This is a genomic window from Pseudomonas sp. GW821-FHT04D07, assembly GCF_059420225.1.
Map to the genome: position 1 here is coordinate 709,623 of NZ_JBWKTH010000001.1, position 24,606 is coordinate 734,228.

The following is a 24,606-nucleotide window of genomic DNA, read 5'->3' on the forward strand; positions in this document are numbered from 1 at the left end:
GCGGCTTTTGTTCCAGTGTGTGGGGTGAATCATGCGCAATCGACTGTTGGCTGCGGAAAAAGTGAAGGCCATCGATTGGCGTGATGGTGCCTTGTATCTGCTCGATCAGCGCATTCTGCCGTTCGAGGAAACCTGGCTGGCCTACGACAATGCCGCGGGGGTCGCCGAGGCGATTCGCTCGATGGTGGTGCGCGGTGCGCCGGCCATTGGTATCAGCGCTGCGTATGGTGTAGTGCTGGCGGCGCGGGCGCGACTGGCGGAGGGCGGCGACTGGCTGGCGGCGATGGACGCCGATTTTGCCCAGCTGGCGAACTCGCGGCCGACCGCGGTCAATCTGTTCTGGGCCCTGGATCGGATGCGTGAGCGTCTGGAGCGGGTCAAGGATGGCGCCGATCCGCTGGCGGCCCTGGAGGCCGAGGCGGTGGCCATCCATGACAGCGATCGCGAGGCCAATCTGACCATGGCGCAACTGGGGGTCGACCTGATCCGCAAGCACCAGGGCAATGCCCAGGCGATCCTGACCCACTGCAATACCGGCGCGCTGGCCACCGGCGGCTTCGGTACGGCGCTGGGGGTGATTCGCGGCGCCTTCCTGGAGGGCATGGTCGAGCAGGTTTATGCCGATGAAACCCGGCCCTGGCTGCAAGGCTCGCGCCTGACCGCCTGGGAGCTGGCCAACGAAGGCATTCCGGTGACCTTGAATGCCGACTCGGCCGCCGCGCATATCATGAAGACCAAGGGCGTGACCTGGGTGATCGTCGGGGCCGACCGTATCACCGCCAATGGCGATGTGGCCAACAAGATCGGCACCTATCAGCTGGCGGTCTGTGCGATGCACCATGGCGTGCGTTTCATGGTGGTGGCGCCGAGTTCGACCATCGACATGGAGTTGGCCAGCGGCGACGATATCCCGATCGAGGAGCGCGACGGCAGCGAGCTGTTGAGTGTCGGCGGGCATCGGGTCGGGGCCGAGGTCGATGCGTTCAATCCGGTCTTTGATGTGACGCCGGCGGACCTGATCGATGTCATCGTGACTGAAAAAGGCATCGTCGAGCGTCCGGACACCGCGAAGATGGCGCAGTTGATGTGCCGCAAACGCCTGCATTGACCGGCTTTTGTCCCAGGCCAAGCAGTATTTGGCGCGCCCTGGCCGCGCTCATCTTGCCTCTAAGCCCCTCTCGGCGCGCTCTCGGTCGGTTACAGCGGCCGCCCGTCTACTTCCTTGCCTATGCCGGGGTAGGTGCGTGGCGGCGATTGTGATAACATCCGACGGTTTCCAGGGCAGCCCGAACCGGCTGCCTTCACTGCGCAGATCCAAGGCATAACTCGTTGATTTGTCGTAAGTCGTTGCAGGGCATCAGGCCCGCGGCGGCGAGCTTCGTTCGTCCCATATGGATGTGACGAAGTTTCACCAGAAAAAGGAATCAGGCTTCTCATGGGCGAACTGGCCAAAGAAATCCTCCCGGTCAATATCGAAGACGAGCTGAAACAGTCCTACCTCGACTACGCGATGAGCGTGATTGTCGGGCGGGCACTGCCTGATGCGCGCGATGGCTTGAAGCCCGTGCACCGGCGTGTGCTGTTTGCGATGAGCGAACTGGGTAACGACTGGAACAAGCCGTACAAGAAATCTGCCCGTGTGGTCGGTGACGTGATCGGTAAGTATCACCCGCACGGTGACACCGCGGTCTATGACACCATTGTTCGGATGGCGCAGCCATTCTCCCTGCGCTACCTGCTGGTCGATGGCCAGGGTAACTTCGGTTCGGTGGACGGCGACAACGCCGCGGCCATGCGATACACCGAAGTGCGCATGACCAAGCTGGCGCACGAGCTGCTGGCCGACCTGCATAAAGAAACCGTGGACTGGGTGCCGAACTATGACGGCACCGAGCAGATCCCGGCGGTCATGCCGACCCGTATCCCCAACCTGCTGGTCAACGGCTCCAGCGGTATCGCCGTGGGCATGGCGACCAACATCCCGCCGCACAACCTCGGTGAAGTCATCGACGGTTGCCTGGCCCTCATCGACAACCCCGAGCTGAGCGTCGATGACCTGATGCAGTACATCCCGGGGCCGGACTTCCCGACCGCCGCGATCATCAACGGCCGTGCCGGCATTATCGAGGCCTATCGCACCGGTCGTGGGCGCATCTATATGCGTGCCCGTTCGACCATCGAGGACATCGACAAGGTCGGTGGTCGCCAGCAGATCGTCATCACCGAACTGCCGTACCAGTTGAACAAGGCCCGCCTGATCGAGAAGATCGCCGAGCTGGTGAAAGAGAAAAAGCTCGAAGGTATCACCGAGCTGCGCGACGAGTCCGACAAGGACGGTATGCGCGTGGTCATCGAACTGCGTCGTGGCGAAGTGCCAGAGGTGATTCTCAACAACCTCTATGCCCAGACCCAGTTGCAGAGCGTGTTCGGCATCAACATCGTTGCGCTGATCGACGGTCGTCCGCGGATCCTCAACCTCAAGGACCTGCTGGAAGCCTTCGTCCGTCACCGCCGCGAAGTCGTGACCCGGCGTACCGTGTTCGAGCTGCGCAAGGCTCGCGAGCGTGGTCATATCCTCGAAGGCCAGGCTGTTGCACTGTCCAACATTGATCCGGTGATCGCCTTGATCAAGGCTTCGCCGACGCCGTCGGAAGCCAAGGAAGCGCTGATCGGCATGGCTTGGGAGTCGTCCGCGGTTGTGGCGATGGTCGAGCGTGCCGGTGCCGATTCGTGCCGTCCGGAAACCCTGGACCCGCAATACGGCCTGCGTGACGGCAAGTACTTCCTGTCGCCGGAACAGGCGCAAGCCATTCTGGAGCTGCGTCTGCACCGCCTGACCGGCCTGGAGCACGAGAAGCTGCTGGCCGAGTACCAGGAGATCCTCAACCAGATCGGCGAGCTGATCCGAATCCTCAACAGCGCCACGCGCCTGATGGAAGTGATCCGCGAAGAGCTGGAAGTGATTCGTGCCGAGTACGGTGACGTGCGTCGTACCGAGATCCTCGATGCCCGTCTGGACCTGACCCTGGGTGACATGATCCCGGAAGAAGAGCGCGTGGTGACCATCTCCCACGGTGGCTACGCCAAGACCCAGCCGTTGGCGGCCTACCAGGCCCAGCGCCGTGGTGGTAAAGGCAAGTCGGCGACCGGCGTCAAGGACGAGGACTACATTGCCCACCTGCTGGTTGCCAACAGCCACACCACGCTGCTGCTGTTCTCCAGCAAGGGCAAGGTGTACTGGCTCAAGACCTATGAGATTCCCGAAGCTTCCCGCGCCGCCCGTGGTCGTCCGCTGGTGAACCTGCTGCCGCTGGATGAGGGTGAATACATCACCACCATGCTGCCGGTAGAGGAATACACCGAAGGTCACTTCATCTTCATGGCGACCGCCGACGGTACGGTGAAGAAGACTCCGCTGGAAGCCTTCAGTCGCCAGCGCAGCGTCGGTCTGATCGCCCTGGAACTGGATGAAGGCGACGTGCTGATCAGCGCCGCGATCACTGATGGCGAGCGTGAGGTCATGCTGTTCTCCGACGCTGGCAAGGTCACCCGCTTCAAAGAGTCCGATGTCCGTGCCATGGGCCGTACGGCCCGCGGTGTGCGGGGTATGCGCCTGAACGAAGGGCAGAAGCTGATCTCCATGATCATCCCGGAAGAAGGCAGCCAGATTCTCACGGCCTCCGAGCGCGGCTTCGGCAAGCGCACCGCGATCAGCGAGTTCCCCGAGTACAAGCGTGGCGGCCAGGGTGTGATCGCCATGGTCAGCAACGAGCGTAACGGTCGTCTGGTCGGTGCGGTGCAGGTGCTTGATGGTGAGGAGATCATGCTGATTTCCGACCAGGGCACGCTGGTGCGGACCCGTGTCGATGAAGTCTCCAGCCTGGGGCGTAATACCCAGGGCGTGACGCTGATCAAGCTGGCCAGCGATGAAACGCTGGTGGGCCTGGAGCGTGTCCAGGAGCCATCGGAAGTCGAAGGCGAGGAGCTGGAAGGTGAGGTGGACGTCGAGTTTGACGGCGACGTGTTGAACGACGATCAGCCGTTTGACGCTGCAACCGATGAAGCTGAGCCGCAAGAGTAATTAAGCGTCTGCGCCAGTCGCTGTTGTTGTAGGAGCGAGCTTGCTCGCGATCGAGCGCGAAGCGGTCGTTGTTGGGCCGCTTCGTTGTGCCAGGGGGATCTAAATGCCCTTGCGTTTATCGCGAGCAAGCTCGCTCCTGCAGGCGTGTGGCGTAGAGTGGCTGGTGTGTATTGAAAAGCATAGCGAGAGTGGATGTGAGCAAACGAGCCTATAACTTCTGCGCGGGTCCTGCTGCGCTGCCTGAAGCTGTCCTGTTGCGTGCCCAGTCCGAGCTGCTCGACTGGCATGGCAAGGGCCTGTCGGTCATGGAAATGAGCCATCGCAGCGATGAGTTCGTATCCATCGCCACCAAGGCCGAGCAGGATCTGCGTGACCTGCTGGATATTCCCTCGAACTACAAGGTGCTGTTCCTGCAGGGCGGCGCCAGCCAGCAGTTTGCCCAGGTGGCGTTGAACCTGCTGCCTGAAAGCGGCAAGGCCGACTACATCGAGACCGGTATCTGGTCGAAGAAAGCCATCGAGGAAGCTTCGCGTTTCGGCAACGTCAATGTCGCCGCCAGCGCCAAGCCTTACGACTATTTTGCCATTCCCGGCCAGAACGAATGGAAGCTGTCGAAAGACGCGGCCTATGTTCACTATGTGTCGAACGAAACCATCGGCGGCCTGGAGTTCGACTGGATTCCGGAAACTGGCGATGTACCGCTGGTCACCGATATGTCCTCGGACATCCTCTCGCGTCCGGTGGATATTTCCCGCTTCGGCATGATCTACGCCGGTGCACAGAAGAACATCGGCCCGAGCGGCATCGTCGTCAATATCGTGCGTGAGGACCTGCTGGGTCGCGCCCGTTCGATCTGCCCGACCATGCTCGACTACAAGGTCGCGGCTGACAACGGCTCCATGTACAACACGCCGCCGACCCTGGCCTGGTACCTGTCGGGCCTGGTTTTCGAGTGGCTCAAGGAGCAGGGTGGGGTCGAGGCCATCGGCAAACTCAATGAAATCAAGCAGCGCACGCTGTATGACTTCATCGACGCCAGCGGCCTGTACAGCAACCCGATCAACAAGACCAACCGCTCCTGGATGAACGTGCCGTTCCGCCTGGCCGACGACCGTCTGGATAAACCGTTCCTGGTCGGCGCCGAAGAGCTCGGCCTGTTGAACCTCAAGGGCCATCGTTCGGTGGGTGGCATGCGCGCTTCCATTTACAATGCCGTCGACATCAATGCGGTGAACGCGCTGGTGGCGTACATGGCAGCGTTCGAGAAGGAACACGGCTAATGTCCGAGCAAGAACTCAAGGCACTGCGCCTGCGTATCGACAGCCTCGACGAGAAAGTTCTCGAACTGATCAGCGAGCGTGCCCGCTGCGCCCAGGAAGTCGCGCGGGTAAAAATGGCCTCGCTGGCCGAAGGCGAAGTGCCGGTGTTCTATCGTCCCGAGCGTGAAGCTCAGGTGCTCAAGCGGGTCATGGAGCGTAACCAGGGACCGTTGGGCAACGAAGAAATGGCGCGTTTGTTCCGCGAGATCATGTCTTCCTGCCTGGCCTTGGAGCAGCCGCTGAAAGTGGCTTACCTGGGCCCTGAAGGCACCTTCACCCAGGCCGCGGCCATGAAGCATTTCGGCCACGCGGTGATCAGCAAGCCGATGGCGGCGATCGACGAAGTCTTTCGCGAAGTGGCGGCGGGTGCGGTGAATTTCGGCGTGGTGCCGGTAGAGAACTCTACCGAGGGTGCGGTCAACCACACCCTCGACAGTTTCCTCGAGCACGACATGGTGATTTGCGGTGAGGTCGAGCTGCGTATTCACCACCACCTGCTGGTGGGCGAAAACACCAAGACCGACAGCATCAGCCGCATCTATTCCCATGCCCAGTCCCTGGCCCAGTGCCGCAAGTGGCTCGACGCCCACTACCCGAACGTCGAGCGGGTGGCGGTTTCCAGCAACGCCGAAGCGGCGAAGCGGGTCAAGGGTGAGTGGAACTCGGCGGCGATTGCCGGCGATATGGCGGCCGGGCTGTATGGCTTGACCCGCCTGGCGGAGAAAATCGAGGACCGTCCGGACAACTCCACGCGGTTCCTGATGATCGGCAGCCAGGAAGTGCCGCCTACCGGCGACGACAAGACCTCGATCATCGTCTCCATGAGCAACAAGCCTGGCGCGCTCCACGAGCTGCTGGTGCCGTTCCACGACAACGGGATTGACCTGACGCGTATCGAGACCCGACCTTCGCGCAGTGGTAAATGGACGTATGTGTTCTTTATCGACTTCGTCGGCCATCACCGTGATCCGCTGGTCAAGGGTGTGCTGGAGAAGATCAGTCAGGAAGCGGTGGCCCTCAAGGTGCTGGGCTCCTACCCGAAAGCGGTTCTGTAAAGGCGTTGATCATGAGCGGTAACTTCCTCGCACTGGCACAGCCGGGCGTGCAACAACTGTCGCCTTACGTTCCGGGCAAGCCCGTGGATGAACTGGCCCGTGAGTTGGATATCGATCCGGCACGGATCATCAAGCTGGCGAGTAACGAGAATCCCCTGGGGGCGAGTCCCAAGGCCCTGGCGGCGATTCACGCTGCCCTGGCGGATTTGACCCGTTATCCGGATGGCAATGGTTTCGAGCTCAAGCAGCGTCTGTCCGAGCTGTGCCGGGTGCAGGCCAGCCAGGTGACCCTGGGCAACGGTTCCAACGACATTCTCGAGCTGGTCGCCCGTGCCTACTTGGCGCCGGGGTTGAACGCGGTGTTCAGCGAGCACGCCTTTGCGATCTATCCCATCGTCACCCAGGCGGTGAATGCCGAGGCCCGTGTAGCGCCGGCCAAGGACTGGGGGCATGACCTGACGGCGATGCTCGCGGCCATCGACGAAAACACCCGGGTGGTGTTTATCGCCAACCCGAACAACCCGACCGGCACCTGGTTCGGCCCGCAGGCGCTGGAGGCGTTTCTCGCTGCGGTGCCGCAGGATGTCCTGGTGGTGCTGGACGAGGCCTATATCGAGTACGCCCGAGGCGTCGATCTGCCGGATGGCCTGAACTACCTGGCGAGCTACCCGAACCTGCTGGTTTCGCGGACTTTTTCCAAGGCCTATGGTCTGGCGGCCTTGCGCGTCGGTTATGCGCTGTCGTCGCCCGCCGTGGCGGACATCCTCAATCGCGTTCGCCAGCCGTTCAATGTCAACAGCCTGGCGCTGGTCGCGGCCCGTGCGGCACTCGACGATGTCGACTATGTCGCCCAGAGCCGGCGCTTGAACGAAGCCGGCATGCAACAACTGGAAGAAGGTTTTCGCCAGTTGGGGCTGAGCTGGATTCCCTCGAAGGCCAACTTCATCGCGGTCGATGTCGGTCGTGAGGCCGCTCCCGTGTATCAGGGCCTGTTGCGTGAAGGTGTGATCGTGCGTCCGGTGGCCGGCTATGGCCTGCCGCGGCACCTGCGGGTCAGCATTGGCCTGGCCAGCGAGAACAGTCGTTTGCTGGAGGCGCTGGCCAAGGTCATGGCCCGTGGTTGATGTCATGTCGATGCAACCTGTGAAGCCTATGATCGGCCGCCTTGTGGTGGTTGGCCTGGGTTTGATCGGCGGATCCTTCGCCAAGGGACTGCGGGAAAGCGGTCTGTGTCGGGAAGTGGTCGGCGTTGATCTGGATCCGTTATCGCGTGAACTCGCGGTCGAGCTGGGTGTGGTCGATCATTGCGAGGCCGACCTGACGACGGCTTGCCAGGGCGCCGATGTGATTCAGCTGGCGGTGCCGATCCTGGCCATGGAGAAAATGCTCAGCTTGCTGGCGGGCATGGATCTGGGCCAGGCGATCCTTACGGATGTTGGCAGCGCCAAGGGCAATGTCGTGCGCGCCGCCACTCAGGCTTTTGGCGGCATGCCGCCGCGTTTTGTCCCGGGGCATCCGATTGCCGGATCCGAGCAGAGTGGCGTGCAGGCTTCCAACAGCGCGCTGTTCCGTCGGCACAAGGTGATCCTGACGCCGTTGGTCGAGACCGATCCGTCGGCGCTCGCGACAGTCGATGCGCTCTGGCGGGCCCTGGGGGCGGATGTCGAGCATATGCAGGTCGAGCGCCACGACGAAGTGCTGGCGGCGACCAGTCATCTGCCGCACCTGCTGGCCTTCGGTCTGGTGGACTCGCTGGCCAAACGCAACGAGAACCTGGATATTTTTCGCTACGCCGCTGGCGGATTCCGCGATTTCACGCGAATAGCTGGCAGCGATCCGGTGATGTGGCACGATATCTTCCTGGCCAACCGGGAAGCGGTGCTGCGTGCGCTGGATAGTTTTCGCGGTGACCTGGATGTCTTGCGCGATGCGGTCGATGCCGGGGATGGGCCTCAGTTGCTGGAGGTCTTCCAGCGTGCGCAAGCGGCGCGCGAGCATTTCGGCAGAATCCTGGCCCGCCGGGCCCGCAAGGGCACCCTGAACGCCAATGATGATCACAAAGAGGCACGGTCGTGAATATTCAAGCTCCAGTTATCACCATTGACGGGCCGAGCGGTTCGGGCAAGGGCACGGTCGCCGGGATCCTGGCCAAGCGCCTGAACTGGTGCCTGCTGGACTCCGGCGCGCTGTATCGGTTGCTGGCGTTCGCCGCGCGCAACCATGGCGTCGACCTGACCAACGAGGAGCTCCTCAAGGCCCTGGCCGCCCATCTGGACGTGCAGTTCGTCGGTGCGACCAGCGATCGTGCCGCGCGGATCATTCTTGAGGGCGACGACGTCACCGAGGATATCCGCAACGAGCAGGTCGGCGCCTGGGCTTCCCAGGTGGCGGCGTTGCCGGCGGTGCGTGAGGCCTTGCTGCAACGCCAGCGGGCGTTCCAGGAGCCGCCGGGCCTGGTGGCCGATGGCCGGGACATGGGCACGGTGGTGTTTCCCGATGCGCCGCTGAAGATTTTTCTGACTGCCAGCTCCGAAGAGCGGGCTCGTCGCCGGTACTTGCAGTTGAAGGCCAAGGGCGATGATGTTAGTCTGTCGAGTCTGCTAGATGAGATACGTGCACGTGATGAGCGTGACACCCAGCGAGCGGTAGCCCCGCTCAAACCGGCGGCTGACGCCATACAGCTGGATTCCACGGAATTGTCCATCGAGCAGGTGTTGGAACGCATCATGAGCGAGATCGCCATTCGCGATATCGCCGGGTGACCAAGAGGTGTGCAGGGGACCAGTCATAGTCCTGCATGGCTTCTTTCATATGAACGTAACCCACACCGTCTGGGGTGTGGCAGATGGGCGTATTCTTCGCCCTTATCAACAGGAATTAAAATGAGCGAAAGCTTTGCGGAACTCTTTGAAGAGAGCTTGAAGACCCTTAATCTTCAGGCTGGTTCGATCATCACCGGTGTTATCGTTGATATCGATTACCAAGCTCGTTGGGTCACTGTCCACGCCGGTCTGAAGTCTGAAGCTCTGATCCCGCTGGAACAGTTCTACAACGATGCTGGCGAGCTGAACATCAACGTCGGTGATGAAGTTCACGTGGCGCTGGATTCGGTTGAAGACGGCTTTGGTGAAACCAAGCTGTCCCGTGAAAAAGCCAAGCGCGCTGAATGCTGGATCGTTCTGGAAGCAGCCTTCGCAGCCGAAGAAGTGGTCAAGGGCGTTATCAACGGTAAGGTTAAAGGCGGCTTCACTGTCGACGTTAACGGCATCCGTGCGTTCCTGCCAGGTTCTCTGGTTGACGTCCGTCCAGTGCGCGACACCACGCACCTGGAAGGCAAAGAGCTCGAGTTCAAGGTCATCAAGCTCGACCAGAAGCGCAACAACGTTGTCGTTTCCCGTCGCAGCGTCCTGGAAGCCGAGAACTCCGCCGAGCGTGAAGCTCTGCTGGAATCCCTGCAGGAAGGTCAGCAAGTCAAAGGTATCGTCAAGAACCTCACCGATTACGGCGCATTCGTCGATCTGGGTGGCGTCGATGGCCTGCTGCACATCACCGACATGGCTTGGAAGCGCATCAAGCATCCATCGGAAATCGTCAACGTTGGCGACGAGATCGATGTCAAGGTTCTGAAGTACGATCGCGAACGCAATCGTGTTTCCCTGGGCCTCAAGCAACTGGGTGAAGATCCATGGGTCGCTATCAAAGCCCGTTACCCAGAAAGCACTCGCGTCACCGCTCGTGTTACCAACCTGACCGACTACGGCTGCTTCGCTGAGCTGGAAGAAGGCGTTGAAGGTCTGGTACACGTTTCCGAAATGGACTGGACCAACAAGAACATCCACCCTTCGAAAGTCGTACAAGTCGGCGACGAAGTGGAAGTCATGGTTCTGGACATCGACGAAGAGCGTCGTCGTATCTCCCTGGGCATCAAGCAGTGCAAGTCGAACCCATGGGAAGACTTCTCTGGCCAGTTCAACAAGGGCGACAAGATCTCCGGCACCATCAAGTCGATCACCGATTTCGGTATCTTCATTGGTCTGGACGGCGGCATCGACGGTCTGGTTCACCTGTCCGACATCTCCTGGAACGAAGTGGGCGAAGAAGCCGTACGTCGTTTCAAGAAGGGCGACGAGTTGGACACCGTTATCCTGTCGGTTGACCCAGAGCGCGAGCGCATCTCCCTGGGTATCAAGCAGCTGGAAAGCGATCCGTTCTCCGAGTACGTCTCGGTTAACGACAAAGGCGCCATCGTTAAAGGCATCGTGAAAGAAGTTGACGCCAAAGGCGCCATCATCGTTCTGGCCGACGATATCGAAGCGACTCTGAAAGCCTCCGAAATCAGCCGTGACCGCGTTGAAGACGCGCGCAACGTTCTGAAAGAAGGCGAAGAAGTAGAAGCCAAGATCATCAGCGTTGACCGCAAGAGCCGCGTGATCCAGCTGTCGATCAAGTCGAAAGACGTTGAAGACGAAAAAGAAGCCATCCAGAGCCTGCGCGACAAGCCAGCTGCTTCGGATGCTCCAGTCGACACCACTCTCGGTGCTCTGCTGCGTGCACAGATGGAAAAACAGAACTAAGTTCTGTCAGACCATAGAAAAAGGGCGACTTCGGTCGCCCTTTTTTGTGCCCGCAATTTGACGTTCAAAATCTGAAACGAATTCGGGGTGGTGATGGTCTTATTTATCGGTGTAAAAACGTTTGTCGTCAGGATCGATGGATTTATGCTCCGTGAGCGGTTCAAGGGGCGCGTGAGTAAGGAAAGGAATGAGCAAGCTAATGGTTGTCCTCGCGTTGTTGTTGCTTGCGGGGTGTATCACCCAGTCGAGGACTCACGCCAGGCATGGTGTGAGCGGTATCGCGATCGACTGCTCGGGGCTTGGGTCGGATTGGGACAAGTGCTACAAGCGGGCGGCCCGGGAGTGCAAGGCTCAGGGCTATAAGGTCGTCACCCGGTCCAGTGATGCCAAGGATGAGGGGGATGGGTATCTTTTCGGTTGGAATCCGGCCGGTGCTGTCACGCGCACCATGCTGGTGATTTGTAATTAGGTGATCCTGTCCTTCGTTTCTTCTGCGTGCAGATAAGTCAATAGATGGGCTGTTCAAAACCCTCCGCTCATGCTAAAACCTTCGAAGTACTTTCCTAGCTGCTTGAAAAAGAAGGGAAAAATATGACGAAGTCGGAGCTGATCGAACGAATTGTCACCCATCAGGGGCTGCTTTCATCCAAGGATGTGGAGCTGGCCATCAAGACCATGCTTGAGCAAATGTCCCAATGCCTGGCAACCGGCGACCGCATCGAGATCCGCGGGTTCGGCAGTTTTTCGTTGCACTACCGCGCTCCGCGGGTCGGGCGAAACCCCAAGACCGGGCAGTCGGTGAGTCTGGATGGGAAGTTCGTACCGCATTTCAAGCCGGGGAAGGAACTGAGGGATCGGGTGAATGAGGATGAGGAAGAGGGGTGAGTCACAACGGGAGGATATTCATCCCCTGTCGGTGTGAGTCGCCGATACATTCTTCTCCCATCACTCAATTCGGCGTCAACATCCAAGGCAGGAACTGTATACGGTAATTCCGCAGATACGGATCTGCGCGAGGAGGCAGATGACTGCCATTCCTGCCGCGATCCGATCAACTGGCTGTTTGCCGTCAGCCGACTATCGATTTTCGTTGTTGCTCAAAAGAGCTGTCCAACGTTCGCACGGACAAAAAACGACTCTTCGTCATATCATCCTGAGCAAATTCGGCCGGGAGTTCTCCCCAGAACAACAGATGCCAGAGCCGCCACAACTGCATCCAGGCCTCGAAGTCAGCGCCTTTGCGTGTTCGGCCGGTCTGTCTTTGCAACGCGCTTCCCAGGGACTGTGCGTAGAGCCGGCAAGCGCGGCAATCGATGTTGGGCGTGCAGCATTTGACTTCTCCGGCGTCCTGCAGGTCCACATGAAAGTGCCGGTAGTGGGAGGTGACGCGGGCTGCGCAGTTGGTAGCATTGCCCGTGGCGGGATCGATATCGTACAACCCGTCCGGCTTATGCACCCACTTGTTGAAGTCATGATTGTAGAGGATTGAGTGGGGGTAATTCTCCATGGCCTCCGCGATCAATGCCTGTGAGCGTGCGAGCTCATCGGGGCCGAGGAGTAGATTGTCGTCGCCCTGGCTGAAGCGGAAATAGTCTGTGCGGTCCGGCTGATCTTCGTGCAGGCGATTCAGGTAGTCGCTTGTCGGGCTGTAATGATTGAAGCTCAGACGTAAACCTTTGTCGGCACAGAGCCTGGCTATTTCGGGAATATTGGTCAGGTTTTGCCGGGTAATGGTAAAAACGAAAATAGCCCTGGGATCGTTGCCATAGTTACGCACCTGCTTGGCAAAAATATCCGCCCCCCTCAGCTTGGCGCTTTCTTCGGGAAGGCCCCATAACGAGATCTGCAGCCGGTAATTCAGTTCCTTTGTCAGCTTTTTGGTGCCGTTGGTGTAAATAACCCCGTGTGGTATGTGGCGAGCCATCACCACCAGCTTGCTTTCCACCAGTGAGGGTTCAGCGCCGGCTACTTCCGCATAGTTGATGCCACGAGCTGCCTCCTTTGCAAAAAAACGATCGATCTGCTCCAGATCCGTGATCGGGACATGGCCTTCATGGTCGGAGCCGGCGAAGAACAGGCAGCCCTCGCAAACCAGGTTGCAGGTATTGGACAGATCGTACTGGGAGGGGCGGATGGGCAGGACGTGTTTGCGTAAATAACTGAAAAAATCGTGGGGGCTTGCGCCTTCACGAACAACATTTTCGGTACCAACCATCTAGGAATCCCCGGGCGACGTATTTTTATGAATAGGGTCTATGCTTCGCATCCATGCAAAAAAATTATCTATCGGGCCATATGAAGCAGTCTATTCCATAGATTCGATATGGCAAATAGGCGATAGTGGCATCTTGCTTTTATGCTGGAAAAGATCGACGAAGTGAGAGTGGTCGGTATTCGGTTTATTGGCGTCAAACATCCGATTTCAGAGACTGTATATGTTGTTTAACAGCCTGCCTTTTATGGCGCTTGCCTCCCTTGTACTCGTCATCACACTCCTGCTTCACCGGTTGGGTACTCAGCCTCCCAAGTATTTCCTGATTTTCGCGTCCTTGGGCTTCTATGCATTGTGGAACCCAGCCGATATACCGGTGTTGCTATTGTCCCTTTGTACAAACTGGGTGATAGGGGAAGGGCTGTCAAAAGTGCAAGGGCACCAGCGGGCTATGCTGTTGGGCATTGGTATCTGTGCGAATTTGCTGTTGTTGATCTGGTTCAAGGTCGGTTCAAACGCCCTGAGCCTGCTGAGCCTCGAATGGCAGAGACTGCCTGTTCCTGTCGAGCGCCCACTGCCACTGGGGATTTCTTTTTTTACCTTTCAGCAAATAGCCTACCTGGTGTCGCTCTACCGCACGGGGAGCAAGGCCAAAGCGGCGGATTACACGTTTGTCATTTGTTTCTTTCCGCACCTTGTCGCCGGCCCTCTGGTCCGCCATCGGGATATGCTTAAACAGCTCAATTGGCCGCGTACCTTTGCGTTGCGTTCCGCCAATGTGTTTGCGGGAACCAGTCTGTTTATTATTGGTTTAAGCAAGAAAGTCTTGTTGGCCGATCCATTGGGAGCGTATTCGCACCGTCTTTTCGGCCTCGCAGACAGCGGGCAAGCATTGGATATGCTCAACGCATGGATCGCCGCACTGGCCGGTTTCCTGAATTTCTATTTCGACTTTTCCGGCTATTCCGATATGGCATGTGGATTGGCGTTGATCGTCGGTATACGCCTTCCGTTGAATTTCTATTCGCCGTTGAAGGCGGTGAGCATGGATGAGTTCTGGAATCGCTGGAATATCACGGTGACACAGTTCATCCGTGAACACGTATTTCGTCCTTTGGCGGGAAAGCGATTGGTGATCTGGCGACATCTGGCAGCGTTGCCCCTAACGATGATCGTTGCTGGTTTCTGGCACGGTGCTACGTTCAACTATCTGCTCTGGGGGACATTGCACGGAGCCATTGTGACTTACCAACATGCCCGTCGCCTGGTGTTCCGTACCCCGCCACCGCGCAATCTGCCGGCGGGAAGGCGGTTATTGAGTTGGGGGCAGACTCAACTGCTGTTGATTTGCCTGGGATGTATTTTTCAGACGCAGACACTCGGGGGCGCATGGGAGGTGCTGGTCGCCTTGTTCGGTTTTGGCGGTAGTACCCAGGAGGTTGTTCTGCCCTCGAGTTTTCACCCCACCTGGTTGAATGGCACCGCGGTCCTGCTGGGGATGAGCCCACCTGACAGTCTATCGGCACTGCCGGGAACCATCGAGGCGCTGGGCCTGATTTTCCTGGCCTGGTCGATCTGCTTGTTTGCACCTAATTCCATGCAGCTATTGGGGCGTTATCGGCCCATGCTTGATTCGACGAATTTACTTCGTCAGGGCACGATCCCCAAACTATCCGGCGTGCGGATAGCGGGTTTACCCTTGGTCACACCGGGTATTGGCTGGCTGCTCATACTGTCCTGTTTATTGGCATTGACCTTGTTGCGCGTACTGTCCAATGCGCCAAGCCCATTTAACTATTATCATTACTGAAGTGATTACTCCTTTGGCGCCAGCTCTTTACATCCGTTTTCGACGTTCGGTTCTATGGCTCCTTGCGATAGCGGCTCTTTTGACGATTCTGGCTAACCTGTTCAGCGTGGAATTTGCAAAACTGCTTATTCAGCGAGGTTTTTGGCAGGAAGGTAAAGTCTGGAAAGGGCTATTGCTGGATACCCAGGAGTCGGCGCCAGAAGTGGTGTTGGTAGGCTCTTCCAGAGTACAAAATCACTTCAATACCGAGTACTTCAAGCAAAACGGGCATCGCGTATTTAACCTGGGAACGCCAGGCATTCTGCCCTGGGACTTTCCGTTTATGGTGCGGCAGGCAGCCAAAGCGGCTGAAAAAACCGTAGTGATCAGTATTCCCGCCGAGATTCTTCTCGGCGCTGTAGGCTGCCCGCTGCGATGGACGTTGACGGACATGGCATTCTATGCGGAGCAGGCGCCGGCCTGTTTGCAGGGGTTATCTCTCATTGAGTGGCTTGAGCCCTTGCCGATCAATGCATTGTTCAGTGAAACCTTTCCCGATGTACATTATGACCCCTGTAATGAAAATAGCAGGCGCTCACCGCTCAACGAACTTCAGGCTGCCCGAGGCTTGGGGCTTTGTGAGGATGCGCGGGGGCTTATGTTGTTGCGCTACAGTCGGCGTTGGGTCGCGGTCTTCCGCAATGGTGATGGTTTGATTATTCCTGACAACTACCCGGCGAGACAGGCGCAAGTCACTTGGCGTGATCAGCAGGCGGCGGATTTGCAACCTGCGGTGTTGCGCTTTTTGAATGGTCTGGCCGATAGGGTCAGGATGGAAAACAAGACACCGATCTTCGTCGTTGAGGCTGCCCCCCTGGAGCACCTGCGAATTCCGCATGGCATTATCGAGCGTGAGACAGGGGCTCGAACCTTGTATATGAACGAGCTCGGCTTTGCGGATGATGAGATCGCCGACCATGACCATGTTGGGATCAAGGGTAATGCTCGTTTGAGCAAACTCTTGTTCGAGCAGCTCTTTTGTGCGACGAGCACTTCGTCAGAAAAGGGCTGCCCCTGACTCAGAGGCCTTGAAGACGCTCGTCTACCATCTCAACCAACGACGGATATTTCTTATCGGCTGGGTCAGAAGCCAGGAGTTGCTGCTTAGAAGTTGCCCGTATTGATGGCGGACTTCCTCGTACCGCTGGCTCATTGTCGTCAGCTCCGCATCCCGCTCCGCCAACAGAGAGAAGGCATGATGATGCTGTTCATTTTGCTGGTTGAGTTGTTGTGCAAGTGATGCAATGAGCCGTTCCTGTTGTGCGCTACATTCTGCGAGCGTCTGAAGTTTAATGTCGCGCTCGTTTATCGAGTGTTGGTACAGGGTCGATGCATGTTGGCTGATACCTGCCAGCAAGGCAGGCACAACATCCGGGTTTTCGATTCCATGAATCGAATAAACCTCCGGCACGGGTAAGTCAATATAGCCCAGCTCTTGCCAGGATTGACTGTCCAGTGCGACCAGGCGGGCGCTTGACAAGCCATCGCTGTCAATATTTCGTGAGCGACTCAGTCCTATATAGATCTTGCCATTCTGCACGCAAATGCCACGGGTATAACCTTTCAGGACCTTGCTTCGCAAGAGTAGTCCGCGGCGGTCATATTCACGTAACTCTTTGCTTTCGGAGTTGGCCAGTAACAAGTGCTCGCCTACGGAGCACAGGCTATGAGGCTGTGAGAGACCATTGATAAGACGTTCGCCGGTGTGCAGGTCCTGAACAAAACCGGCTAGTTCGGTATTGCCCTTGTACTGACGAGGCTCGGTGAAATCACCAAAGGCACAAAAGACGATACGTTGATTCCAGAGTGTCAGGCAGTTGAGGTGTTTCGCATCTTGTCCCCCAGCAAATGTCCAGCGACGAACCTCTTTTACCTGTTCATCCAGTTGCAGAATTTCATTGGCCGTAGTGCCGACGGTGTAAAGGAAGGGCTCCGCGATCAGGACATCATGAATATCATGAATGTCAGGAACATCGTGTTGTTCAACGTGATGATTTTTATAAAGCACCAACCCTTGGGGTTGTAAACCTCTTAGTAGAGTACTCCCGTTCAGGCTGATGCCCGTGGTGTTGATCGTGTCCAGATGGAATGCCTGGTCCCGATGAATAAATAAAAGCCCACCTCCATTGGGCGAGGAAACCAGTAAATTATCAAATAGGTAGTGCATGCGTTTCGGTACCTGCAACCAAAAATGACGAAAATGCTGTCATCGAGCACTTCTGGATTTCTAAAGTGATCGCGAACGACGGTGTTTACCTACACGTCCTTGTTCAGATAGCGGCAGAGCTGACTAATAGGGGCGCTCGATCAAGGCAAGCAATTGATCCACCCCGGCACCCAGGCTCACGTTGTGGGTGTCGATGCTCAAGTGTGGCTGTTCGGGGGCTTCATAAGGTGAAGAAATGCCGGTGAAATTCGGTAGGCTGCCCGATCTGGCCTTGTTGTACATACCTTTCGGGTCACGGGATTCGCAGACCCCCAATGAGGTACTGACATGGACTTCGCGAAAGTGCTCGGCGCCAATAATTGTTCGGGCCAGTGCGCGATCCTGGGTGAAAGGGGAAATAAAGGCTGCGATGACGATGAGCCCCGCATCGTTCATCAATTTCGCCACTTCTGCCACGCGGCGGATATTTTCCGCGCGATCCTCGGCGCTGAAGCCCAAATTGCTATTAAGGCCATGGCGAACATTATCGCCATCGAGAACGAAAGACAGTTGCCCCTTATCCAGCAGGCGCCGTTCCAATGCAAAGGCCAGGGTCGATTTCCCCGAGGCGCTCAAGCCGGTCAACCAGAGTGTGATCGGCTTCTGCCCCAGCAACTGCTGGCGGTCTTTTTCTGTCACCTGACTGGCGTGCCACATCACAAGTGGAGGTTGTGCGTTGGTCATAAAGGAGCGGTCCGTTGAACACGTTATGAAATTTTATATCGGCCAGGTGGCAAGATACTGCAATCAGTCAGTGACCTGAGGCAGGGGGCTACCTGCACGGGCATCTGAGAGCAGGCGGGTTGATGAAAAGCGTGTGCTCCACAGATTTTCCTGGCGAAACGCCTGGATCCTTGAAAAGTCGCAGCGATAGCCAAGCGCTTGCCGGCTCGTCTGGCGCAGATCACTATGTTCATCGATCAACCATACCGCTGTCTCCTCATCGCGCCATGCCATTTCACCGAAGCGAGTGGAGATCACCGGTAGGCCAAGCGAGCGGTACTCGTAGTATTTGATCGGATCGACGGATGCTGTCAGGCGATTGAGCTTGAATGGGATCAAACCGACCGAAAACGTCGCCATGGCGGCAATGGCCTCGGCATGGGGGCGTTCAGGTAATAATTCGATATTTCCGGGTAGCGGACAAGAAGGGCGGGTAAATATGGGGCCAATCAGTTGAATCCGGTTTTCAGGGTTGGCTTGTGCCAACGCGATGGTCAGGTCCCAGTCGAACCAGCTACCAATCGTTCCCACATAGCCCAGCAATTGTTGTTTGGTATCCAGCACCAGCGATTCGATGGGGGCCAGTTTCTGTATGTCACAAGCATTCATTGCCAACTCCACCTTGTCGGCCAGGGCACCCAACGTTTTACTGATGGCGGTGGAGGAAACCAGGATTTTCGATACCCGTTCTACAAGCAATCGCTCGCAAGCGGCCATGGAGCGACGAGATAGCCCTTGATAGAAGGCCGGAAAATCGTCCATGGCATCGTAAACCGAATAGCTTTCGGGCAGGCACTCAAGTAGCAGCAGCGCAAGTGCCGAAGGTTTGCCGACGCAAATCATGCAGGAATCTTGCGCAGCGAAGACCAGGGCTTTCTTGATGACCTCACGCCAGAGTAGCGTTTGCAGCAAGCCCGAGCCCGGAATAGGCTCGATGGGCAGGAACTTGGGCTTGACGACCTTAAGCCATTGAGGAAACAGCACCTCTTTTTCGCTTGGAACAGTGGGGCTGCGTCTGAAATCAGAGTGTCTTGGCAGTCTCGTGGGATAAGGGTCTATCCACAGTACCTCCGCCTGTGTTTGCTCGTGATACCAAGCCACGAAGTGATGCGAGCGCTGGCTGAAGCTGGCCCAGGGGACAGGGGAAAGATAGATCATGCGCATGTTTGGAAATGCCGTACCAGAACCTCGACGATACGTCCGGCCGCGAGGCCATCCCCGTAAGGCGAAACGCCTCGTGCCATGGCTCTATAGGCCGCGGGATCGTCAAGCAATCGCTGAGCCTGTCCGATGATGTTCTGCTGAGCGGCACCGACCAGTTTTACCACCCCGAGCTCGACGGCTTCGGGGCGCTCGGTTTCCTCCCGCAGCACCAGTACGGGTTTACCGAGGGCCGGAGCTTCCTCCTGGACACCACCGGAGTCACTGATGATCAAATAGGCGCGTTTCATGGCTGCGACGAACTGTGCATAGTCCAGGGGCTCACAAAGAATAAGGTTGGGCGTCTGGCCCAGTATTTCGTAAGCGACATCCTTGACGTTGGGATTGGGGTGCACAGGGTAAAGTATCTGAACATCGGTGTTTCTTTCAGCGATCGTCTTGAGTGCCTGGCATATCGAGCGGAAGGGTTCGCCGAAGTTCTCGCGACGGTGGGCGGTCACCAGCACCAGGCGTCTGCTCTCGTCCAGTTCCATATCAAGGGCAAGAGGCTTGGCTGCCGCTATCAATAAGGCGTCGATGACGGTGTTTCCTGTCATGGTGATCGCCGTCGCGGCAATACCCTCCTTCGACAGGTTCTCCACGGCTCCCCGAGTTGGCGCAAAATGCCAGCGTGCCAGCTTGCCAACGATGACCCGGTTCGCTTCCTCGGGGAATGGGTTGTACAGGTCGGCAGTGCGCAATCCGGCCTCAATATGTCCAAATGGAATGCGTTGATAGAAGCAAGCCAGTGCGGCCCCCATGACCGTCGTGGTATCGCCTTGAGCCAGTACGACATCTGGCTTTTCGGCAAGCAGTACCTTATCGAGCCCTTCCAGCAGGCGTGCGGTCAATGTTGCCAAGGATTGGTTGGGACGCATGATGTCCAGGTCCAGATCCGGAATAATGTCAAAAACCCCGAGGACCTGGTCCAGCAGATGGCGATGCTGGGCCGTGGCGAGGACTCGGCAGTTGATGCTGGCTTCTGCTTGCAATGCTTTGATGACTGGAGCCATTTTAATGGCCTCAGGACGTGTACCGATAATGCAGAGTACCTTCTGAGTCATTACTTTATCGATCCTGTTATGCGTATGGCGAGTTGCTGAGGTGCGTTGTACAAAGGGGCAGGCTATCGGACTAAAATCTTGCTGGCGCTTTAGCAGGACTGAACATCAAGCGGTACCCTCCGAGGCGTTGGGGCAGGGTCTCTGTCATAGCGACGACCATAAATACCCAAAAGCTCTGCGCCGCGCGCGCCTGCTTGTATTTAACATTCGTCGTCCCTTATGTTGACGGCCTCTTAGCTGCTGTCGGCAGGGTGGCGTTATTTATCCATAAAGCATAACAGATCTTTACGCCTGTTTAATATGGCACTAAAGCCAGCTTTCGTCCGATTCGATCAGCGTTGGCCATAATAGTGAGTGTGTGAGACTTTTCCGTGATTTTTGGCAGGCAAGAACCATCTATCAAATGGACACCGGGAAGGCCAGCCACTTCACCTAATATATTGGTGTGCCCTGCTTGAGGGGTTGCGTGCATCGGAAGTGTTCCTGCATAGTGGATATCCGCTCCGGGCTTCCCAATACTGAAACTCATCGGCATTAACAGGGCGCCCATTTTTAAATAGTGTTTGCGTAATTTTTCCTGCGCCATGTTCATGATCGAAACTGTCTCTTGCCGTTCTTTTCCTTTGACCAATAAAGCGCCATCGTTCCCCAGTTCTACGGTGTTGTCAGATAGGTGGCCAGGCAAGAACAGGTTGCCTACCAGGCAAGAGCTGAGCAGATTTTTCAACAGTTCAATGCTGTAGCGTTTGCTCATGGGCAGTCGGCTGACAAACTCGGAGATGGGAAGACCTGTCGTGCTGAACGTCGAGCCAAAAGCAGTGATATCGGCTGTAAGATCGAGCGCGAAGGAGAGTTGACCCAGGCCAAATGTTGAGACTCTTGGCGTTCCGAGCATTCTCGGCAGCCACAGGAGAAAAGCGGCAGTGGGGGAGGAGAGCAGCGGTAGAGGTGATGTGTGTCCAAGCCGCTTGAGCGTTAATCGCGTAGACGCCAGTGTGCCTGCCGCCAGTAGCAAGCGTCGCCCAGAAAATTGTTGGGTGGCGTGTTTATCCGTGATTGTCCATAAATCGTCGCTTTTGAAAAAATCATGCACCAGCATTCCCTGTCTGTGTTGAAAACCAGGATATTGCTTGAGCTTTGAAAGTTCCTGGGAGGCGCTGTAGAGGGATTGGTTGTGACAGCCCCACAGACAGTTACCCAGTGAGTCGCAGGCTTTTCGCCCATCCAGGTCCTTGCTTAAAACCGCCACCCTTGAGCGGCCAAGACGAAAGCCCGACGTTGGCAGGCGTGCCTGGAGCTTGCTGTAGTTTTGATAGAGCCGTTTATGGAGTTTATCCAAGGGCAGAGCTGGCTGCGACCACTCGTCAAGGCCGAAGTAGTCAGAAAGATCATCGTCTGCATTGCCACTGATGCCCATCCGCCGAGAGACCGTTTCATACGATTTTTCCATTTCTTCGTATGGAATGGGCAGACCGGAGAATTCGCTGGCAGAAAGACGTGCAACCCCGCATCCCCAGGCGTTGGATAGACCGCCGGTGGCCAGTGAACCGACCACGATGAAACCCTGTGCGCGGATAAGGTTGGCCGTGTTGTAGTTGTCGAATACATAAGCGTGGGTTGGCGTTCTCAGCTTGGGTGAAACAGCCTCCAGCTTTTCAAACGCATGAAAGCGTTCGCCAATCATCCATTTCCACTGCTGCTCATTGCGTTCTCTATTGAGAATATATGGGCTATCCGGGGCCGCGGGTGAGTCAGATGCACACTGGGCGTCCACCATGAGCACTCGCAACCCGGATTGGACGAGTGGATAGGCGGCCGAGGTTCCCGCTGGGCCGCTGCCTACGATAATGACGTCGAATTTATCTTTCACGCCTGCTCTCGCTTCCCATAAATAGTTGACGGGCAAAGGGTTTACAGAGCATTGCGAACAAGCGCCAGACGAGTTCCTTGAAAGCCGTTATTGCCAGTGCAGACAACGCCCTCAGGGCCCCACCCTGTTGCTGGGGATCTAAAAACACTCGCGCGCCTTGTGGACTGGCCTCGGCAATCTGGATTGCATATTGCAGGCGCAACGCAAGTTCCTGGTTTTGTGGGTGTCGAAGGTTGGCAGGGTTGTCCAGCAGCCCCAGCAGTATCGGCCAGCGTGCTATCAAGCTTGAACAAAACAGCCTTTCACGTTTGCCCGCGCGTTCTAAGGCGTAGACGTAACGTCGCACCAAGCTGGGTTTCGGGGCCGTCTTGAGCAGATAGCTCAAGAGAGTAGTCCCCTCTCGAAGTAGATGCCTGCGTTTATTATGACCCCCACCGTGCATGCCTTGTGCCAAAGGACGGAGTACAAGATGGGTTCGTTGCAAGGACTCTTCGCACTGCAGGGAGGGGAGTTTGATCAGCGAGAGCACTCGATCAAGCCCGAATCTCTCGCTCAGGGAGCGGCCGAGTAGCCATCCCAGTAGCTTGATGAGGCCGGTCGGCAGGGGGAGTGGCAGACGAAACTTGTTGAGTCTGTCAGCAGCAATCGACTTGAGAAAACGAGTAAACGGTATCGGCTGTATTGCTCCCAGGCTGATGATTTCTCCCTGGATATCATCACGGTTGGCAATACTCAGTATGGCGCTGGTCAAGTCTTCGACGTGAATCGGTTGTACCCAGGCCGTTGGCAAGAACACCGGGATGACCGGAACGCGCCTGACCAGGTTCACCAACAGACCGAATAATCCCCGTTCCGGGCCGCCATAAACCTGGCCCGGCCTGATGACAATCCCCGAAGACTTCAATACTTCTTGTTCAATACGCCATTTTATCTGGCCATAGGCGCTGGGGGCTGTCGGACTCGCGGTCTGACTGGAGATGAAGATAAATCTCGCATTTGCCTTGAGCGTCTTATCGAGCAGGCTTCTGGCCGCTTCTATTTCGTACTCAAGGGACGAGTCGATACTCTTCGAGGTGTCCGCTGCCAGGTGGATGACTGCGTCGACATCGGCTGGGAAATCGGGTGCGGGGCCGTGCAGGTCATAAGCAAGCCACGTGTATTCGGGGGGGCATGCTGTTCGTGTCGCGCAGATGATCTGACTTCCCTCACGCCTTGCCTGGGCCACCAGCTCTCGGCCGATATAGCCTGTTGCCCCGGTAATCAGAAGCTTCACGCTCATGACTCTCCAGTCCTGTTGGGGCTGGAGCGATCAGCCGCTCCAAGGCGAAAGATAAATAGCTTACTTATCCAGTAGGTCAACATCACGCAAAGGACGTCTGAGATGAATTTGACCAGCGTCGGATGATCGAGGAAATGCAAGCCAATTGTAAATATAGCTGATGAGAATGGGATATTGATGGTCAGTAGGGAGAAATAGCGCAGCGCTTGAGTTTTTTTACTACCTTGTGTTGATTCGAAGGTGAAGTGACGGTGTAGAAAAAAAGCAAAAATGCCGGCAATTACTTTTCCAGTGATATTCATGAGTACCAGTTCATCCTTGAATATAAAGACCAGAAAAATAAAGGCCCCCATATCCAGCGCGTAGGCCAGAACCTGGATGATGGCATAGCGGAGAAAGGTCAAGGCTTTTTCCTGATGACGATGATGTGGTGTAGCGCGAAAAGATAGCGTGCTGGGTAAAGTAGTTTTTCAATAAGTTTGAGTGCTGGTGTCAGCGCATCGGGGAGTAATTGCCTGAAGTTCAAACCACCGGATGTCAGGTAACGAATGTAGTTGTTACATACCGCCATGTGCGCAATCTCAAGTCCAGGATGCTTGCGCTCGAACTCTTCCCTGTCTCGTACGAAAACAATATAGCTAAGTGCCTGGTTCGCGCCGTTCATGGGGCCGCTGACTGGCGTTTCCCAAGAGTTATAATGCGGGTCGAAGCCTTCAGATTTGAAGAGCCTTTTATAAAGAAATCTGGAGCATGGGCCGTAGAATGGCTCGATCAAAATAGCGCCGCCGCCTGGCTTGAGTGTGCGATTGAGTTCGGCAAAGAAAAGATCGGGGTGGGGGAAGTGATGAAAGCAATTTTGTCCATAAAAAACCCGGGTGCAGTGGTCTTCGATATCCATCGCTTCTGCATTTAGTACTTTGTCCAAAGAGGGCGAGAAAACGATATCTGTAGCCAGAACCCCCGGGTAGGACTCTCGCATGGGGGCAATCCCTGCACCGAGTTCGATTTCCAGTCCTTCAGCGTAAAGGTAGCGTTCTGCCAGCTGTTTGAAGGTACGATGGAAGTCGCTAAATACTTCTCGCAGCATGGGTTTTTGCTGCAGCACTTTTTGATGCAGATCCAGACGTTCAGCACCGTCGATATCCAGCTTTTTCAAGGTGGGATCGGTTAAAAA

20 protein-coding genes and 1 pseudogene are annotated in these 24,606 nt (G+C 56.7%); 12 read left to right on the plus strand and 9 right to left on the minus strand.

The genetic code is table 11. The features are described from left to right. Positions 1–31: 31 nt before the first annotated feature. The 10 genes and pseudogenes from mtnA (at position 32) to ihfB (ending at position 11,914) form a co-directional block, all read left to right on the plus strand. Complete coding sequence (gene mtnA, locus AC07T0_RS03345) at positions 32–1,108, plus strand: S-methyl-5-thioribose-1-phosphate isomerase (RefSeq protein ID WP_494999837.1); 1,077 nt, start codon at positions 32–34, stop codon at positions 1,106–1,108. Positions 1,109–1,435: 327 nt separating this feature from the next. Beyond that, positions 1,436–4,081 carry a DNA gyrase subunit A gene (gene gyrA, locus AC07T0_RS03350; RefSeq protein ID WP_494999838.1) on the plus strand — a complete coding sequence of 882 codons (2,646 nt, stop codon included), beginning with the start codon at positions 1,436–1,438 and terminating at the stop codon, positions 4,079–4,081. Positions 4,082–4,275: 194 nt separating this feature from the next. After that, a complete protein-coding gene (serC, locus tag AC07T0_RS03355; RefSeq protein WP_494999839.1) occupies positions 4,276–5,361 on the plus strand; it encodes a 3-phosphoserine/phosphohydroxythreonine transaminase in 1,086 nt (361 codons plus the stop codon). After that, entirely contained in the window at positions 5,361–6,455 is a 1,095-nt protein-coding gene (gene pheA / locus AC07T0_RS03360; RefSeq protein WP_017129662.1) for a prephenate dehydratase, read from the plus strand. The genes serC and pheA overlap by 1 nt, the downstream gene beginning before the upstream one ends. Before the next feature lie 11 nt (positions 6,456–6,466). Beyond that, the gene (gene hisC / locus AC07T0_RS03365; protein ID WP_494999840.1) at positions 6,467–7,579 is read left to right on the plus strand and encodes a histidinol-phosphate transaminase; all 1,113 of its coding nucleotides are present in this window, start codon (positions 6,467–6,469) and stop codon (positions 7,577–7,579) included. Next, positions 7,572–8,522: pseudogene (locus AC07T0_RS03370) on the plus strand (prephenate dehydrogenase/arogenate dehydrogenase family protein); the annotation flags it as partial. The gene hisC and the pseudogene AC07T0_RS03370, both read left to right, overlap by 8 nt. 5 nt (positions 8,523–8,527) lie before the next feature. Next, entirely contained in the window at positions 8,528–9,217 is a 690-nt protein-coding gene (cmk, locus tag AC07T0_RS03375) for a (d)CMP kinase (protein ID WP_218224151.1), read from the plus strand. A gap of 120 nt (positions 9,218–9,337) precedes the next feature. Further along, positions 9,338–11,029 carry a 30S ribosomal protein S1 gene (rpsA, locus tag AC07T0_RS03380; RefSeq protein ID WP_100939090.1) on the plus strand — a complete coding sequence of 564 codons (1,692 nt, stop codon included), beginning with the start codon at positions 9,338–9,340 and terminating at the stop codon, positions 11,027–11,029. Positions 11,030–11,216: 187 nt separating this feature from the next. Beyond that, positions 11,217–11,498 carry a hypothetical protein gene (locus AC07T0_RS03385; RefSeq protein WP_494999841.1) on the plus strand — a complete coding sequence of 94 codons (282 nt, stop codon included), beginning with the start codon at positions 11,217–11,219 and terminating at the stop codon, positions 11,496–11,498. A gap of 122 nt (positions 11,499–11,620) precedes the next feature. Beyond that, on the plus strand, positions 11,621–11,914 hold the full coding sequence (gene ihfB, locus AC07T0_RS03390; protein ID WP_121138149.1) for an integration host factor subunit beta: 294 nt from the start codon (positions 11,621–11,623) through the stop codon (positions 11,912–11,914). A 184-nt stretch (positions 11,915–12,098) separates the two neighbouring features. Here ihfB and AC07T0_RS03395 read toward each other — a convergent pair whose 3' ends face one another. Continuing rightward, complete coding sequence (locus AC07T0_RS03395; RefSeq protein ID WP_494999842.1) at positions 12,099–13,244, minus strand: hypothetical protein; 1,146 nt, start codon at positions 13,242–13,244, stop codon at positions 12,099–12,101. 220 nt (positions 13,245–13,464) lie between these two features. Between AC07T0_RS03395 and AC07T0_RS03400 the strand changes: the two genes are divergently transcribed. Then, positions 13,465–15,051 carry an MBOAT family O-acyltransferase gene (locus tag AC07T0_RS03400; RefSeq protein ID WP_494999843.1) on the plus strand — a complete coding sequence of 529 codons (1,587 nt, stop codon included), beginning with the start codon at positions 13,465–13,467 and terminating at the stop codon, positions 15,049–15,051. After that, the gene (locus AC07T0_RS03405) at positions 15,017–16,108 is read left to right on the plus strand and encodes a hypothetical protein (protein WP_494999844.1); all 1,092 of its coding nucleotides are present in this window, start codon (positions 15,017–15,019) and stop codon (positions 16,106–16,108) included. The genes AC07T0_RS03400 and AC07T0_RS03405 overlap by 35 nt, the downstream gene beginning before the upstream one ends. Before the next feature lie 24 nt (positions 16,109–16,132). Here AC07T0_RS03405 and AC07T0_RS03410 read toward each other — a convergent pair whose 3' ends face one another. The 8 genes from AC07T0_RS03410 to AC07T0_RS03445 form a co-directional block, all read right to left on the minus strand. Beyond that, complete coding sequence (locus AC07T0_RS03410; RefSeq protein ID WP_494999845.1) at positions 16,133–17,257, minus strand: DUF4915 domain-containing protein; 1,125 nt, start codon at positions 17,255–17,257, stop codon at positions 16,133–16,135. Positions 17,258–17,380: 123 nt separating this feature from the next. Further along, complete coding sequence (gene cysC, locus AC07T0_RS03415) at positions 17,381–17,980, minus strand: adenylyl-sulfate kinase (RefSeq protein WP_494999846.1); 600 nt, start codon at positions 17,978–17,980, stop codon at positions 17,381–17,383. A 63-nt stretch (positions 17,981–18,043) separates the two neighbouring features. Next, positions 18,044–19,183, minus strand: coding sequence for a glycosyltransferase family protein (locus tag AC07T0_RS03420; RefSeq protein ID WP_494999847.1), 1,140 nt, complete (start codon positions 19,181–19,183; stop codon positions 18,044–18,046). Further along, positions 19,174–20,283 carry a non-hydrolyzing UDP-N-acetylglucosamine 2-epimerase gene (gene wecB, locus AC07T0_RS03425; protein WP_494999848.1) on the minus strand — a complete coding sequence of 370 codons (1,110 nt, stop codon included), beginning with the start codon at positions 20,281–20,283 and terminating at the stop codon, positions 19,174–19,176. Before wecB ends, AC07T0_RS03420 begins: the two co-directional genes overlap by 10 nt. A 295-nt stretch (positions 20,284–20,578) precedes the next feature. Next, a complete protein-coding gene (locus tag AC07T0_RS03430; protein ID WP_494999849.1) occupies positions 20,579–22,153 on the minus strand; it encodes an FAD-dependent oxidoreductase in 1,575 nt (524 codons plus the stop codon). After that, the gene (locus AC07T0_RS03435; RefSeq protein WP_494999850.1) at positions 22,143–23,432 is read right to left on the minus strand and encodes an NAD-dependent epimerase/dehydratase family protein; all 1,290 of its coding nucleotides are present in this window, start codon (positions 23,430–23,432) and stop codon (positions 22,143–22,145) included. The genes AC07T0_RS03430 and AC07T0_RS03435 overlap by 11 nt, the downstream gene beginning before the upstream one ends. Next, on the minus strand, positions 23,429–23,836 hold the full coding sequence (locus tag AC07T0_RS03440) for a GtrA family protein (protein ID WP_494999851.1): 408 nt from the start codon (positions 23,834–23,836) through the stop codon (positions 23,429–23,431). The genes AC07T0_RS03435 and AC07T0_RS03440 overlap by 4 nt, the downstream gene beginning before the upstream one ends. Next, positions 23,833–24,588, minus strand: a complete 756-nt coding sequence (locus AC07T0_RS03445) for a class I SAM-dependent methyltransferase (protein WP_494999852.1) — start codon at positions 24,586–24,588, stop codon at positions 23,833–23,835. Before AC07T0_RS03445 ends, AC07T0_RS03440 begins: the two co-directional genes overlap by 4 nt. Between the last annotated feature and the right edge of the window lie 18 nt (positions 24,589–24,606).

Bases quoted from the DNA above. Each gene is read 5' to 3' on its own strand.
- AC07T0_RS03395 (WP_494999842.1), bottom strand. From the start codon at position 13,244: ATGGTTGGTACCGAAAATGTTGTTCGTGAAGGCGCAAGCCCCCACGAT.
- AC07T0_RS03435 (WP_494999850.1), bottom strand. From the start codon at position 23,432: ATGAGCGTGAAGCTTCTGATTACCGGGGCAACAGGCTATATCGGCCGA.
- cysC (WP_494999846.1), bottom strand. From the start codon at position 17,980: ATGACCAACGCACAACCTCCACTTGTGATGTGGCACGCCAGTCAGGTG.
- wecB (WP_494999848.1), bottom strand. From the start codon at position 20,283: ATGACTCAGAAGGTACTCTGCATTATCGGTACACGTCCTGAGGCCATT.
- AC07T0_RS03420 (WP_494999847.1), bottom strand. From the start codon at position 19,183: ATGCGCATGATCTATCTTTCCCCTGTCCCCTGGGCCAGCTTCAGCCAG.
- rpsA (WP_100939090.1), top strand. From the start codon at position 9,338: ATGAGCGAAAGCTTTGCGGAACTCTTTGAAGAGAGCTTGAAGACCCTT.
- AC07T0_RS03405 (WP_494999844.1), top strand. From the start codon at position 15,017: ATGCGCCAAGCCCATTTAACTATTATCATTACTGAAGTGATTACTCCT.
- AC07T0_RS03385 (WP_494999841.1), top strand. From the start codon at position 11,217: ATGAGCAAGCTAATGGTTGTCCTCGCGTTGTTGTTGCTTGCGGGGTGT.
- mtnA (WP_494999837.1), top strand. From the start codon at position 32: ATGCGCAATCGACTGTTGGCTGCGGAAAAAGTGAAGGCCATCGATTGG.
- hisC (WP_494999840.1), top strand. From the start codon at position 6,467: ATGAGCGGTAACTTCCTCGCACTGGCACAGCCGGGCGTGCAACAACTG.
- gyrA (WP_494999838.1), top strand. From the start codon at position 1,436: ATGGGCGAACTGGCCAAAGAAATCCTCCCGGTCAATATCGAAGACGAG.
- AC07T0_RS03400 (WP_494999843.1), top strand. From the start codon at position 13,465: ATGTTGTTTAACAGCCTGCCTTTTATGGCGCTTGCCTCCCTTGTACTC.
- ihfB (WP_121138149.1), top strand. From the start codon at position 11,621: ATGACGAAGTCGGAGCTGATCGAACGAATTGTCACCCATCAGGGGCTG.
- pheA (WP_017129662.1), top strand. From the start codon at position 5,361: ATGTCCGAGCAAGAACTCAAGGCACTGCGCCTGCGTATCGACAGCCTC.
- AC07T0_RS03410 (WP_494999845.1), bottom strand. From the start codon at position 17,257: ATGCACTACCTATTTGATAATTTACTGGTTTCCTCGCCCAATGGAGGT.